This is a genomic window from Blastococcus litoris, from assembly GCF_003075095.1.
Classification (GTDB): Bacteria; Actinomycetota; Actinomycetes; order Mycobacteriales; family Geodermatophilaceae; genus Blastococcus_B; species Blastococcus_B litoris.
The window spans coordinates 1-13,087 of the sequence record NZ_QCZF01000008.1 but is presented as its reverse complement, the minus strand read 5'-3'; the positions used below and the strand labels follow the sequence as shown (position 1 = coordinate 13,087).

The 13,087-nt window shown below is 75.4% G+C and carries 15 protein-coding genes; 7 read left to right on the top strand and 8 right to left on the bottom strand.

Going from position 1 to position 13,087, the window contains the following annotated elements:
* Positions 1-41 precede the first annotated feature (41 nt).
* The 6 genes from DCS98_RS16795 to DCS98_RS16770 form a co-directional block, all read right to left on the bottom strand.
* Positions 42-1,805: a glycerol-3-phosphate dehydrogenase/oxidase gene (locus DCS98_RS16795; RefSeq protein ID WP_116452547.1), complete on the bottom strand. Its 1,764-nt coding sequence runs from the start codon at positions 1,803-1,805 to the stop codon at positions 42-44.
* 63 nt (positions 1,806-1,868) lie between these two features.
* Positions 1,869-2,810 (bottom strand): DUF808 domain-containing protein, encoded by a 942-nt coding sequence (locus tag DCS98_RS16790; RefSeq protein ID WP_116452546.1) that lies wholly within the window; start codon positions 2,808-2,810, stop codon positions 1,869-1,871.
* Between the two features lie 87 nt (positions 2,811-2,897).
* Complete coding sequence (locus DCS98_RS16785; protein ID WP_116452545.1) at positions 2,898-4,040, bottom strand: SIS domain-containing protein; 1,143 nt, start codon at positions 4,038-4,040, stop codon at positions 2,898-2,900.
* A gap of 41 nt (positions 4,041-4,081) precedes the next feature.
* Complete coding sequence (locus DCS98_RS16780) at positions 4,082-4,282, bottom strand: Trm112 family protein (protein WP_116452544.1); 201 nt, start codon at positions 4,280-4,282, stop codon at positions 4,082-4,084.
* A complete protein-coding gene (locus DCS98_RS16775) occupies positions 4,279-5,643 on the bottom strand; it encodes a phosphomannomutase/phosphoglucomutase (RefSeq protein WP_116452543.1) in 1,365 nt (454 codons plus the stop codon). Before DCS98_RS16775 ends, DCS98_RS16780 begins: the two co-directional genes overlap by 4 nt.
* Positions 5,644-5,679: 36 nt before the next feature.
* The gene (locus DCS98_RS16770) at positions 5,680-6,030 is read right to left on the bottom strand and encodes a DUF3499 domain-containing protein (protein WP_116452542.1); all 351 of its coding nucleotides are present in this window, start codon (positions 6,028-6,030) and stop codon (positions 5,680-5,682) included.
* A gap of 101 nt (positions 6,031-6,131) precedes the next feature.
* On the opposite strand from DCS98_RS16770, the gene DCS98_RS16765 reads away from it, so the two are divergent.
* From DCS98_RS16765 to DCS98_RS16755, 3 genes are read left to right on the top strand one after another with little or no spacing between them, the layout of a single operon-like run.
* Entirely contained in the window at positions 6,132-6,884 is a 753-nt protein-coding gene (locus DCS98_RS16765) for a decaprenylphospho-beta-D-erythro-pentofuranosid-2-ulose 2-reductase (protein WP_116452541.1), read from the top strand.
* 22 nt (positions 6,885-6,906) lie between these two features.
* Positions 6,907-7,374 carry a metallopeptidase family protein gene (locus DCS98_RS16760; protein ID WP_116452540.1) on the top strand — a complete coding sequence of 156 codons (468 nt, stop codon included), beginning with the start codon at positions 6,907-6,909 and terminating at the stop codon, positions 7,372-7,374.
* A 35-nt stretch (positions 7,375-7,409) separates the two neighbouring features.
* A complete protein-coding gene (locus tag DCS98_RS16755) occupies positions 7,410-8,270 on the top strand; it encodes a hypothetical protein (RefSeq protein WP_164704621.1) in 861 nt (286 codons plus the stop codon).
* Between the two features lie 4 nt (positions 8,271-8,274).
* Here the strand turns inward: DCS98_RS16755 and DCS98_RS16750 are convergent, their stop codons facing one another.
* On the bottom strand, positions 8,275-9,084 hold the full coding sequence (locus DCS98_RS16750; protein ID WP_116452538.1) for a hypothetical protein: 810 nt from the start codon (positions 9,082-9,084) through the stop codon (positions 8,275-8,277).
* A 78-nt stretch (positions 9,085-9,162) separates the two neighbouring features.
* The gene (locus tag DCS98_RS16745) at positions 9,163-9,417 is read right to left on the bottom strand and encodes a WhiB family transcriptional regulator (RefSeq protein ID WP_175527062.1); all 255 of its coding nucleotides are present in this window, start codon (positions 9,415-9,417) and stop codon (positions 9,163-9,165) included.
* Between the two features lie 345 nt (positions 9,418-9,762).
* Between DCS98_RS16745 and cofD the strand changes: the two genes are divergently transcribed.
* The 4 genes from cofD to DCS98_RS16725 all read left to right on the top strand — a co-directional run bounded on the left by cofD (position 9,763) and on the right by DCS98_RS16725 (position 12,959).
* The gene (gene cofD, locus DCS98_RS16740; protein WP_116452536.1) at positions 9,763-10,710 is read left to right on the top strand and encodes a 2-phospho-L-lactate transferase; all 948 of its coding nucleotides are present in this window, start codon (positions 9,763-9,765) and stop codon (positions 10,708-10,710) included.
* Positions 10,707-11,762, top strand: a complete 1,056-nt coding sequence (locus DCS98_RS16735; RefSeq protein ID WP_116452535.1) for a coenzyme F420-0:L-glutamate ligase — start codon at positions 10,707-10,709, stop codon at positions 11,760-11,762. Before cofD ends, DCS98_RS16735 begins: the two co-directional genes overlap by 4 nt.
* A gap of 26 nt (positions 11,763-11,788) precedes the next feature.
* The gene (locus DCS98_RS16730; protein ID WP_116452534.1) at positions 11,789-12,397 is read left to right on the top strand and encodes a dTDP-4-dehydrorhamnose 3,5-epimerase family protein; all 609 of its coding nucleotides are present in this window, start codon (positions 11,789-11,791) and stop codon (positions 12,395-12,397) included.
* 64 nt (positions 12,398-12,461) lie between these two features.
* Positions 12,462-12,959: a MarR family winged helix-turn-helix transcriptional regulator gene (locus tag DCS98_RS16725; protein ID WP_116452533.1), complete on the top strand. Its 498-nt coding sequence runs from the start codon at positions 12,462-12,464 to the stop codon at positions 12,957-12,959.
* Positions 12,960-13,087 lie beyond the last annotated feature (128 nt).

The following is a 13,087-nucleotide window of genomic DNA, read 5'->3' as shown; positions in this document are numbered from 1 at the left end:
GGTTCCTCACTCCTCCGGGGCGGCTCCGCCCGGTGGCACCGTCAGACCGTGGCCCGCACGTCCGGGGCGCCGAGCCGGGCCGCGTCGGCCGTGCGGTCGTCCGGCATGCGTTGCGACTCCCGTTCGGCCTCGACGCGGGCCTCGTAGTGCGCCACCTCGCGCGCGAGGAAGTCCGGCTCCCAGCCGTGCACCGATGCCATGAGCCGGGCCACCTCCGCCGCCGACTCGACACCCCGGTGCTCGGTCTCGATGGAGATCCGGGTGCGCCGCGTGAGGACGTCGTCCAGGTGCAGGGCGCCTTCCGCGCTGACCGCGTGCACGACCTCGGCGGCCAGGTAGTCCGGCGCACCGGTGAGCGGCCGGCCGAGCGACGGGTCGCGGCGGACCAGGTCGAGGACGTCGCCGATCCGGTCGCCGTGCCGGTGCAGCAGCCGCTCCACCGCCTCCTCGGACAGGCCGGAGGCGGCGGCCAGGGTCTCCGCCGCGCCGCGGACGTCCCCCCAGCGGTGCGCGCCGACCAGCGGCAGCCGCTGGGTGCGGGAGGGCGGCACCCCGGGCAGTCCGGCGGCCGCCGCGTCGACGGCGTCCTCGGCCATGACCCGGTAGGTCGTGTACTTGCCGCCGGCCACCAGCACCAGGCCGGGGACAGGGGTGACGACGGCGTGCTCGCGCGAGAGCCGGCTGGTCTCGTCGGACTCCCCCGCCAGCAGCGGGCGCAGGCCGGCGTAGACGCCGAGGATGTCGTCGGGGCGCACCGGCCGGACGAGCACCCGGTTGACCTGGTCGAGGATGTAGTCGATGTCGGCGCTGCTCGCGGCCGGGTGGTCGCGGTCCAGCCGCCACGGGGTGTCGGTGGTGCCCACGATCCAGCGGTCCCGCCACGGGATCACGAACAGCACGCTGGTCGGCGTCCGCAGGATCAGCCCCGCCTGCGTGCCGCCGGCCTCCTCCAGGTGCGCACCGTCGATCGCCGACCGCGGCAGCACCAGGTGGACGCCCTTCGAGGCGCGCACCTTCAGGCTGGGCGCGGCGTCGCCGAGCATGGAGCCGATGTCGTCGCTCCACACGCCGGTCGCCGCGACCACGCTCCGGGCACGGACGGTGAACGACGACCCGTCGGTCAGGTCGGACACGCGCGCGCCCACGACCGGGGAGTCCGGAGCGTCGCCCTCGCGGAGCAGCCCGGTCACCCGGGCGCTGGAGAGCACGCGCGCGCCGTACCCGGCGGCGGTGCGGACGACGGCCAGGGTGTGACGGGCGTCGTCGACCTGGGCGTCCCAGTAGCGGATCGCCCCGCGCACCACGTCCCCGCGCAGCCCGGGGAACGCGGCGAGGGTCTTCGTCCGCGACAGGTGCCGATGGCGCGGGATCTCCCGGCCGGGCGTGAAGGCGGCGCCCAGGACGTCGTACAGCGCGACGCCGGCGCCGAAGTAGGCCCGCTGCCACACCGGTGAGGTCAGCGGCAGCAGGAAGGGCAGCGGCGTCACCAGGTGCGGGGCGATGGTCTGCACCAGCCGCGCCCGCTCGGACAGCGCCTCGTGCACCAGCGGGAAGGCGAACTGCTCGAGGTAGCGCAGACCGCCGTGGATCAGCTTGCTCGACCGGCTGGACGTCCCCGCGGCCCAGTCGCGCGCCTCGACCAGGCCCACGGACAGCCCGCGGCTGGCGGCGTCCAGCGCGGCACCGGCGCCGGTGACGCCTCCGCCGACGACGAGGACGTCGACGACCCCGTCGGCCAGCGCGGCGCGATCGGCCCGACGGCGCTCAGGCGACAGCAGCGTGCGGTCGGTCTCCCCCGGATGCATGTCCCTACTGTCCCCCGACGGGTGGTCGTCGTGCCGCGAACCGGATCACACGCCCCAGCCGCCTCAGTGGGCCTCCGCGTTCTTCTTCCGGTGGACGGTCAGGTTCATCACGAGGACCACCAGCGCGCCGACGACGAGGCCGAGCACCGCGCTCCCCAGCGTGTTGACCAGCCAGCCCACCACGCCGCCGAGGGCCCCGGTGGCGTCGTGCGCGGCCTCCTCGAGGTGGTGCACGAACTCGTAGACCGGGTGGAAGCCGAGCTCGTCGGTGCCGACCAGGATGATGTGCCCACCGACCCACAGCATCGCGACGGTGCCGACCACGGTGAGGACGCTGAGCAGCTTCGGCATGGCCTTGACCAGCCCGCGGCCGAACCGGGCCACCCCCTGGCTGGAGCGCTGGGCGAGGTTCAGCCCGATGTCGTCCATCTTCACGATGACCCCGACGACGCCGTACACCAGCACGGTGATGCCCAGCGCGACGATCGCCAGGATGATCAGCCGGGAGAGGAACGGCTCGTCGACCACCTCGTTGAGCGAGATCACCATGATCTCGGCAGAGAGGATGAAGTCGGTGCGCACCGCCCCGGAGACGATCGTCTTCTCGTCCGGCAGGGCGTCCTCGACCGAGGCGTGCGCCTCGGCGTGGCCGCTGAGCCGGTGCCAGATCTTCTCCGCACCCTCGTAGCAGAGGTAGGCGCCACCGACCATGAGGATCGGCGTGAGCAGCCACGGCAGGAACTGGCTGAGCAGCATGATCGCGGGCAGGATGATCAGCAGCTTGTTGCGCAGCGAGCCGAACGCGATCTTGCGGATGATCGGCAGCTCGCGGTCGGCGTTCAGCCCGTGCACGTACTGCGGGGTGACGGCGGTGTCGTCGACGACCACCCCGGCGGCCTTGATGCTCGCGCGGCCGGCGGCGGCACCGATGTCGTCCACCGAGGCGGCGGCGGCCTTCGCCAGCACCGCCACGTCGTCCAGCAGGGCTACGAGTCCACCCGCCACGGGAAGTCCTTCCGGTCGGTCAGCGCCGGTGCGCTGTCGCTGTAGATCGTCGCGTGTCCGGGCGCCCGGCGCGCGATCGACGCGGCCTCAGGGGCGCAGCGCCCGCTCGTTGTCCAGGGCCAGCGCCAGGTAGACGGCGCTGAAGTCGGCGACGGCCAGCTGCCGCGCCAGGTGGGGCAGACGGCCGTAGCGGCCGGGATCGCCGTGCTCGGCCAGCCCGCTGACCGGGACGTTGTGCGCGGCCGCCGTCCGCAGGACCTCGTCCATGGCCACCGCCGCCGACCGGGGCTCCCGCTCGCCCGCGCCGTCGTGCCCGCCGGCGTCGGCGTCGCGGATGGTGAGCAACCGGAGCCGGCGGCCCTCGTCCTCGGCGCGGTCGCGGAAGAAGTCGTCGCCGTCCCGGGGGGCCAGCGGCCCGCCGAGCACGGAGCAGGCGGCGACCCGCTGGTCGGGCAGCCGGAACCCGGTGGCCGGCAGCCCGGCCAGCGTGGCCAGCTGGTCGACCACCCGGGTCGCCGCGGCACCGGCCAGCGGCCCCTCGGCCGCGACCACGGGCAGGGCGTCGAGCAGTTCCAGCGCGAGCGTCTTCGCCGGGTTGACGAAGGACTCCTGCGCCGGCCCGCACTCCGTCGCGACCTCGTCGAGCGCCGCGGCGATCGCGTCCGGGTCGGCGGCGTCGGCTGGCAGCAGGCGCAGCTCGCGGGCGAGGAGCAGCAGCGGCGTCAGCAGCGACCAGAGCGTCGTGTGCCGCACCCGCGACGCCGGCAGCGCGACGTAGGGGGCCCGGGCCGCCGAGCAGGCGGCGCGCAACGGCGCGTCCTCCGCGCCGATGCCGACCAGGGAGACGCCCCGGCGGGCCGCCTCGTAGGCGGGGGTGACGGCGTAGGTGCCCGCGCCGGTCCGGGTGGCCACGACCGCGATGTCGCTGGGGCCGGTCCACACCGGCAGGGAGGGCCCGGAGACGACCTCGACGGAGACCGGGCTGGAAGGTCCCAGCAGTGCGCGGAGGACCGACGCCGCCACCGCGCCCTCGCGCCGGGCGACGATCACCAGCCCTCGCGGGCGGCCACCGCCGGTCACCCGGTGCAGGCCCGCCTCCTCGGTGAGCCGGGCGGTCTCGCGGACCTGCGCGCCCGCTCCCGCGACCGCCGGCAGGAGGCCGCGGGGGTCGCGGGCGCGCAGCAGGTCGAGGTCGTCGAGGACCTCCTCGGCGAAGTCGGGCGAGGTCATGGGGTGATCCCGGTCATCGGCCGGCTCCGGTCATGCCGCGCTCACGCGCCCCGGTGCCGGGCCTCGTCGAGCAGCAGGACGGGGATGCCGTCGCGCACGGGGTAGGCCCGGTCGCACGTGGTGCACAGGAGCTCGCCCGCCTGCTCGTCGACGGTGAGCGGGCTGTGGTGGGTGTCGGGGCAGGCCAGGATCGACAGCAGCTCGGGGTCCAGGCCCAGGGGCCCGGTGGACGACTGGGTCATGCGCGCACCATCTCCAGGATTCGGTCTCGGACGTCGGCCATCCGCGCCGCGTCGGGCGCCTCGACGTTGAGCCGCAGCAGCGGCTCGGTGTTGCTCGCCCGCAGGTTGAACCACGCGCCGTCGGGCAGCTGCACGGTCAGGCCGTCCAGCTCGTCGACGGTGACGCCGTCCTGTTCCTCGTACCGCGCACGCACCTCGGCCACCCGCGCCGGGGCGTCGGCCACGGTCGAGTTGATCTCGCCCGACGCGGCGTACCGGCTGTAGGCGGCGGTCAGCTCGGACAGCGGGCGGGACTGCTCCCCCAGCGCCGCGAGGACGTGCATGGCCGCGAGCATGCCGGTGTCGGCGCGCCAGAAGTCGCGGAAGTAGTAGTGGGCGGAGTGCTCGCCGCCGAAGATCGCGTCGGTGCGGGCCATCTCGGCCTTGATGAACGAGTGCCCCACCCGCGTCCGGACCGGCTCGCCGCCGTGCTCGCGCACGATCTCGGGCACCGCCCGCGAGGTGATCAGGTTGTGGATCACCGTCGTCCCGCGACCCTTGGCCAGCTCGCGCACGGCGACCAGGGCGGTCACCGCCGACGGGCTGACCGGGTCGCCCTTCTCGTCGACGACGAACACGCGGTCGGCGTCGCCGTCGAAGGCCAGCCCGATGTCGGCCCCGTGGGCCGGGACGGCGGCCTGCAGGTCGACGAGGTTCGCCGGGTCGAGCGGGTTGGCCTCGTGGTTGGGGAAGCTGCCGTCGAGCTCGAAGTAGAGCGGTACGACCTCCAGCGGCAGGCCGGAGAGGACGACGGGCACGGTGTGCCCGCCCATGCCGTTGCCGGCGTCGACGACGACCTTCAGCGGACGGATGCCCGACAGGTCGACCAGGGAGTGCAGGTGCGCGGCGTAGGCGGCGAGGACGTCCTGCCCGGTCACGGCACCCACCCGCCCCGGGTCGCGGTCGTAGGAGTCGCGCTGGGCCCACTCGCGGATGGTGGCCAGGCCCGAGTCCTGACCGATCGGGGCGGCGCCGGCGCGGCACATCTTGATGCCGTTGTACTGCGCGGGGTTGTGGCTCGCGGTGAACATCGCGCCCGGCAGGTCGAGGGACCCCGATGCGAAGTAGAGGAGGTCGGTGGAGCCGAGGCCCGCCTCGACGACGTCGACCCCGCGGCTGATCACGCCCTGCGCGAAGGCGCGGGACAGCGGGACCGACGACTCCCGCATGTCGTGGGCCGTGACGACCGCGGTGGCGCCGCTGTCGGCGACCACGAACTCGGCGAAGGCGGCGCCGATGGCCCGGCTGACGTCCTCGTCCCACTGGTCGGGCACGACGCCGCGGACGTCGTACGCCTTGATGATCGAGGAGAGGTCTCGCACGCCCGAACCCTATAAGGGAGCAGCCCGCGCGCCCCGCTACGGCAGGTTGGGGATGACCCGGAGGTGGCCACGCCGCGTGCCGCTGCCGTCGTCGGCGGGGTCGCGCGGGGGCTCGGGCCGGGCCGCCTCGCGGACGGCGTCAGCGAGGGCGAGCAGGTCGTCACCGGTCGGGCCGGCGTCGTCGAGGTCGATCTCGTGCCGGACGACCTCCCACCCGCGCGGCACGGTCAGCCGCTCGGCGTGGAACTCGCACAGGTCGTAGCTGTGCGGCTCGGAGAACGTCGCCAACGGGCCGACAACGGCCGTCGACTCCGCGTACACGTACGTCAAGGTCGCCGCTGCCGGTTGCGCGCAGCCGCTGCGCGAGCAGCGACGTGACTGCCTCACCACCGGTTCCTCACGCAGGCACAGTAAACCTGCGCGGCGGTCGGCCGCAGCAGGCACGCGGGGGAATCGGGAGCGGGCGCCCCATCCTGCACGATGACCCCGTGGGCATCGACACCGGTCCGGTCCTCGTCCTGGGCGGCCGCAGCGAGATCGGCACGGCCGTCGCGGAGCGGCTCGCCGCACGCGGCTGCACGACCGTCGTCCTCGCCGCGCGCCGGGCCGCTGACCTCGACGGGCAGGAGGCGCAGCTGCGCCGCGCCGGTGCCGCGACGGTCGGCCGGGTCGAGTTCGACGCCGACGACCTGGCCCGCCACGCGGCGGTGCTGGACGAGGTCGAGGCACGGTTCGGCACCCCCGCGACGGTGGTCGTCGCGTTCGGGATCCTCGGCGACCAGGCCGCGGCGGAGGAGGACCCGGCGGCCGCGCTCGCCGTCGTGCACACCGACTACGTCGCGCACGTGCACCTGCTGACCCTGCTCGCCGCCCGGCTGCGCGCGGCCGGGCGGGGGACCCTGGTCGTCTTCTCCTCCGTCGCCGGGGTGCGGGTGCGCCGGGCGAACTACGTGTACGGGTCGGCCAAGGCGGGCCTGGACGGCTTCGCCAGCGGGCTCTCCGACGCGCTGGCGGGGTCCGGCGTCCGGCTGCTGCTGGTGCGGCCAGGCTTCGTCGTGGGCCGCATGACGGCGGGCATGCCGCCCGCGCCGTTCGCCAGCACGCCGGCCCAGGTGGCCGACGCCGTCGTCGGCGCCCTGACCCGCGGGCGGGGCGAGGTGTGGGTGCCCGCCGTGCTCCGCCCGGTGTTCTTCCTGATGCGGCTGCTCCCCCGGCCCGTGTGGCGCCGGTTGCCCCGCTGAGGGCCGTACCCTTCGACCCGTCATGAGCCGCCCACCCCGCCGCCCCGGCCGTTCCCGCCGCGACCGCCACGGCCGCGGCCTGCGCGGGCGCCTGGTGCCGGCCGAGGTGCCGCTGGCCCGCAGCCGCGCCGAGCAGTTCGACGACCTCGTGCTGGACGCCGTCGAGGACATCGAGCGCCGCTGGGAGCGGGAGCTGGCCGGCGTCGAGTTCGCGGTCGAGGACGTGCCCTGGGTCGAGCACACCAGCCCGGACGAGGTCGTCCTCGACGCCGACGTCCTGGACGACGGCTCGGTGCCGCTGGCCCGCGTGCTCCCCGGCCACCGGGAGAACGGCCGCGAGGTGCCGCCGCGGATCGTCGTCTACCGGCGGCCGCTGGAGATCCGCGCGCACGACCGCGACGACCTCGCCGAACTTGTCCGCGACGTCGTCGTCGACCAGGTCGCCGTGCTCCTGGGCCGCGACCCCGAGGAGATCGACCCCACGGGCTGATCGACCGGCCCGGCTCGCCTGGGATGCTGACCGCGATGGAGATCCCCGTGGCGGCCGGGCCCTGGCTCGTGCTCGGCGTCGTCCTGGGGCTGCTCCTCCCCCTGCTCGCGGCGGCAGCCGTCCTGCTGGCGCGCCGCCGCGGGGCGGCGGCGCCCGCCGGCGAACCCGACCCCGGGGGCGACGACCTCCCGGGGTTCCTCGAGTCCCCTCCGGGCACGGGCCCCGCGCCCGCCGCGGCCGAGGGATGGGCCGCACTGGGCCCACCGGCGCCGCCGGCGCACCCGGCCCCGGTCCGCGACGACGGGACCCGGAGGGCGCTGGCCGCGATGGGGGCGACCGCGCTGGTGCTCGTCGGCGCGGTCGCGACGGTCGCCGCCGTCGGCGGGGCGGACGACGCCGGCCGGTCGGACCGCGACCCCGCACCACCGCCGGCCACCACCGCGCAGCTCGCCTTCGAGGGCGTGGTCCTCGAGCGCCACCCCGTGGGCGTCACGGTGGCCTACCCCCGGGTCGAGGTGACCGTGCGCGACGGCCGGGCGGCCGCCGAGGTGGAGCTGCCCACCTGGAACTGCCTCCGGGACAGCGCCCCCGCCGATCCGGTGGTGGCCGGCTGCTCCCGGTCGGTCGTCGAGCACGCGGAGCTGGCGTCCCCGGCGCTCGCCCTGGAGACCCACGGCGACGCCCTCACCGTCTCCGGCTCCTTCCCGGCGTTCCGCCGCTCCAACGGCTCGGCCCCGGCACCGACCGGCCGGGTCTACGAGATCGCCGTGGAGGTGGCCCCCCGCGACGGCACGGCCGACGGCGGCAGCGAGCCGGCGACCGGGTCGCTGACGCTGGGCGACGAACGGGCGGTCCCCAGCGAGGCGGGGCGGAACGAGATCACCGCCGCCGGCTGAGCCCTCAGGGCCAGCCGCGGGCCGGGTCGGAAAGCGTGACCACGGGCGCCCCCATCGCCGCGTCCAGCCCGCCGACGTCGGACCAGCCCCACCACGGCATTCGGGCGCCGCCGTCGAGCAGGGTGAGCAGCGCGGCACGCGGCCCGTCCCGGCCGGGCAGCACCGCGAGCTCGAGCTGACCGATCGCCGCGTGCAGGCGGGCGGCGGCGCGGAGGAAGGCGCGGTCGCCGGCCCGTGGAACGCGCGCCAGGAGTTCGGGCAGCCGGCGGTCGAGCTCCCGGGGATCGCGGGTACGCCACACCTCGCCCGCGCCGTCGAGCGCGTCGGTGATCGCGGTGCTGCGGGCGTTGCCGACCATCCCGTCGGGGAGACGGGCGGCCAGGGCGCGCACCGTGGGGTCCCCGAGCGGCAGGCCGGTCAGCCGCAGGCGGTGCGGCCCGCGCAGCGTGCCGAGGACGTCGCAGATGCCGGCCGCGAGCTGCTCCGCCGCCGACGGGTCGCGGGCCAGCAGCCGCGCCGGCGGCCACCCCTGCGGCAGCGGGCCGACCCCGTCCCCCAGCATCGTGACCAGGGTGACCGCTGTGCGACGCCGCAGCGCGAGGAACGCCACCGCCTCCGGACGGCCCTGCCCGTGCGGATCGACGACGACGGCCACCGGGCGGCCGCCCCCTCGCCGTGCGGCCGAGGCGTTGAGCACCGCGGTCAGCCACGGCGCCCGGGCCGTGACCGGGGCGCGCAGGTCGGCCATCAACGGCGCCGCGGCACGGACCTCCCGGACCACCCGGTCACGACCGACGGCGATCCGCGTGAGCACCTCCGAATACGACCACAGCCGCCGACGGGGACCGTCGGCGGCCGTGGGACGACCCGAGGGGCCGGGTCGTGCGGTGGTTCAGACGGCGCGGCGGCGCAGCCGACGGCGCTCACGCTCGGACAGGCCGCCCCAGATGCCGAAGCGCTCGTCGTTGGCCAGCGCGTACTCGAGGCACTGGGCCTTGACCTCGCAGCCGGTGCAGATCTTCTTGGCCTCGCGGGTGGAGCCGCCCTTCTCGGGGAAGAACGCCTCCGGGTCGGTCTCGGCGCACAGCGCCTGCTCCTGCCACGACTGCGCGTCGGCCTCCGCCCCGATGCCCAGCAGGCCGGCGATGCCCTGGTTCGCGCCCTGACCCAGGCCCGAGCCCGCCCCCGCGCCGAACCGGTCGGACCGGTCGTTGCCACTGACGTAGTCGCTCAGCCACGAAACCTCGGCCATGGTGGTGCGTCCCCTCTCGCTCTTGTCCCGGTGCGCGGTCCCCGGGACGTTCCCGGACCGCTCTGCACTCGATGACATCGCCGGAATTACACGCGTGTCGTTGCCTGCCCGTCAACTTCGCCCGGTGTAAGCGACACGCCACACCAGCCCCACGCGTACCAGCCGTTCGTCAATTCTCGTCCAGGCCCCCGACACGCCCGTGGAACAGTCGACAAGTGCCTATCGGGCACCATGTCTTTCGTGCAGATCGTCGTGCTGGCCGGTGGGACCGGAGGGGCTCGTTTCCTGCGTGGCGTCCGATGGGCGGCGCCCGGGGCGGAGATCACCGCCGTCGTCAACACCGGCGACGACGTGACGCTGCACGGTCTGCGCATCTGCCCCGACCTCGACACGGTGATGTACACCCTCGGCGGCGGCATCGACGAGGAGCGCGGGTGGGGCCGGGCCGGCGAGAGCTGGACCGTCAAGGAGGAGCTGGCCGCCTACGGAGCCGACCCGGACTGGTTCGGGCTGGGCGACCGCGACCTGGCCACCCACCTCATCCGCACCCGCATGCTCGACGCGGGCTACCCGCTCTCTGCGGTGACCGCGGCGCTGGCCGACCGGTGGCAGCCCGGCGTGACCCTGCTGCCGATGAGCGACCAGCGGGTCGAGACGCACGTGGTCGTGACCGACCCGGAGGACGGGAAGCAGCGCGCCATCCACTTCCAGGAGTGGTGGGTGCGTCACCGCGCCGGCCTCGACCCCCAGGCCTTCGTCCAGATCGGCGTCGACGCCGCCCGGCCGGCCCCCGGGGTCGCCGAGGCCTTCGCGGCCGCCGACGTCGTCCTGCTGGCGCCGTCCAACCCGGTGGTGTCGATCGGGACGGTGCTCGGCGTGCCCGGGCTCCGGGAGGCGCTGCTGGCCTCCCCCGCCCGCGTGGTCGGCGTCTCGCCGGTCGTCGGGGGCGCGGTCGTCCGCGGGATGGCCGACCGCTGCCTGCCCGCCCTCGGCATCGAGGTCAGCGCCGAGGGCGTCGGGCGCCACTACGGCGCGCGGTCGGCCGGTGGGCTGCTCGACGCCTGGCTGGTCGCCCCGGACGACGCCGCGGACGTCCCCGGCGTCGACGTCCGGCAGGTGCCGCTGCTCATGTCCGACCGGGAGGCGACCACCGCCCTCGCCCGCGCCGCCCTCGACGCCGCGCGGTGAGCGGGCCCCCTCCGGGCCTGTCGGTCCTGCCCGTCCACGGGCTGCCCGAGTTCTCCCCCGGCGACGACCTGGCCGCCGCGATCGCCTCCGCCGCGCCGTGGCTCGCCGACGGCGACGTCGTCGTCGTCACCTCCAAGGCCGTGTCGAAGGTGGAGGGCAGGCTCGTCCACGTCCCGCCGGGCGCCGACCGCGAGGCGCTGCGGCTGAAGGCCGTCGAGGACGAGGCGGTGCGCGTCGTCGCCCGCCGGGGGCCGCTGGCGATCGTGCAGACCCGCCAGGGCTGGGTGGTCGCCGCGGCCGGGATCGACGCCTCCAACGTGGGCGCCGACGCCCTGGTGCTCCTCCCCGAGGACGCCGACGCCTCGGCCCGCCGCCTGCGCGACCGGCTGCGGGAGCTGCGGGGGGTCGAGGTGGCCGTGGTGGTGAGCGACACGTTCGGCCGCACCTGGCGCGAGGGGCTCACCGACGTGGCGGTCGGCTCCGCGGGCATCCCGGCGCTGCTCGACCACCGCGGTGCGGTGGACGCCTGGGGCAACCGGCTGGAGACCACCCGCGTGGCGGTCGTCGACGAGCTGGCGTCGGCGGCCGACCTCGTCAAGGGCAAGCTCGCCGGCGTACCCGTCGCGGTCGTCCGGGGGCTGCCCGTCGAGCGCCCCGACCCCGATCCGGGCACCCGTCCCCTGGTGCGGCTCCCCGCCGACGACCTCTTCCCCTACGGCGCCCGCGACCTGGTCGGCTCCCGCGGGCCGGGCGCCGAGCTGGTCCCGCGGACCGGCGAGCTGGCCGCGGTCGCCTCCGCCTTCCGGGTCGCCAGCGCCGCGCTGCCGGAGTTCCCCGTGGTCCTGCGGCACGGCGGCGAGGGCGACGGCGTGGTCGACGTCCACCTCTCCGACACCCCGAACCTGACGACGGCGCTGAACCTCGGCGCACTGCTCGGGGCGGCCATCGTCCAGCTGCACGCGGAGGGCTGGACGACCCGCTGGGAGCCGGTGGGGACGCCGGGCGGCTCGTCGCTCGTCGGGCGGCTCTGGCTGGGCACCCCACCCTCGTGACCAGCCGGGTTCGGTAGCGTCGCGGCGTGGAGATCCGCGAGCTCGCCGTACCTGACAGCTACGTCCTCGACCTGGTACCCCACGGCGACTCCCGCGGTCGCTTCACCGAGTGGTACAAGGCCGGGGTCCTGGCGCAGGAGACCGGGTTCGGGCTCACGCTCGCGCAGGCCAACCACAGCGTGTCCGCCCGCGGCGTGCTGCGCGGGGTGCACTTCGCCCTGGTCCCGCCCGGCCAGGCCAAGTACGTCTACTGCCCCGCGGGCAAGGTCCTCGACGTGATCGTCGACATCCGGGTGGGCTCCCCGACGTTCGGGGTCCACGACTCCGTCCTGCTCGACAGCGAGCAGCCGCGGGCCGTCTACCTCGCGGAGGGCCTCGGGCACGCGTTCGTGTCGCTGGCCGACAACAGCTCGGTCACCTACCTGGTCTCCACCGGCTACTCCCCCGGCCGCGAGTTCGGGATCAACCCGATGGACCCGGCGCTGGACCTGCCCTGGCCCAGCGACGTCGAGTTCGAGTTCTCCGCCAAGGACCAGGCCGCGCCCAGCCTCGCCGAGGCGCAGGAGCAGGGCCTGCTGCCGACGATGGAGCAGTGCGCCGCCCGCTACGCCGAACTGCGAGCCGCAGCCGGCTGAGGCTCGGACCGGCCCTCCCGGCAGCGAGACGTTGAAGCGTCAAGTACCGGCGTAGGCTGGGTGCGTGCCCACGACCGACGGGGCGGCCACGTCCGAGCCGCGCTGGCTGGACGCCGGCGAGCGCGCTGCGTGGCTGTCCCTCGCCGGCGTGATCACGCTGCTGCCGGGAGCGCTGGACGCCCAGCTGCAGCGCGACGCGGGACTGAGCCACTTCGAGTACATGGTCCTGGCGATGCTCTCCGAACGGCCGGACCGGACCGCCCGGATGAGCGAGCTCGCCGCCCTGGCGAACGGGTCCCTGTCCCGGCTCTCGCACGTCGCCCGCCGCCTGGAGGACCAGGGCTACCTCGTCCGCGAGGCCTGCGCGGACGACCGCCGCGCCACCAACGCCGTCCTCACCGACGCCGGCTGGGACAAGGTGGTCGCCACCGCGCCCGGGCACGTGGCGGCCGTGCGCCGGCTGGTGTTCGACGCGCTGGGCCCGGAGCAGGCCGAGCAGTTGCGGCACATCGGGGGTCGCATCCTGGACCGGGTCGACCCCGGCGGCTCCTGCCCGACCTAGATGTACTGCCCAGCGACGTTGGTTGAGGGCGTGTGACCACGAGATCTGATTGAGCGGTCTTGTGAAGGGAGGACCTCCGGACGTGGAGTGGAGCTGCTGAAGGCACCCACGACACGAACCCGGAGGTC

Excerpts from the sequence above, each read along its gene's own strand:
- DCS98_RS16795 (WP_116452547.1), bottom strand. The coding sequence starts at position 1,805 with ATGCATCCGGGGGAGACCGACCGCACGCTGCTGTCGCCTGAGCGCCGT.
- DCS98_RS16785 (WP_116452545.1), bottom strand. The coding sequence starts at position 4,040 with ATGACCTCGCCCGACTTCGCCGAGGAGGTCCTCGACGACCTCGACCTG.
- DCS98_RS16780 (WP_116452544.1), bottom strand. The coding sequence starts at position 4,282 with ATGACCCAGTCGTCCACCGGGCCCCTGGGCCTGGACCCCGAGCTGCTG.
- DCS98_RS16760 (WP_116452540.1), top strand. The coding sequence starts at position 6,907 with ATGAGCCGCCCACCCCGCCGCCCCGGCCGTTCCCGCCGCGACCGCCAC.
- DCS98_RS16755 (WP_164704621.1), top strand. The coding sequence starts at position 7,410 with ATGGAGATCCCCGTGGCGGCCGGGCCCTGGCTCGTGCTCGGCGTCGTC.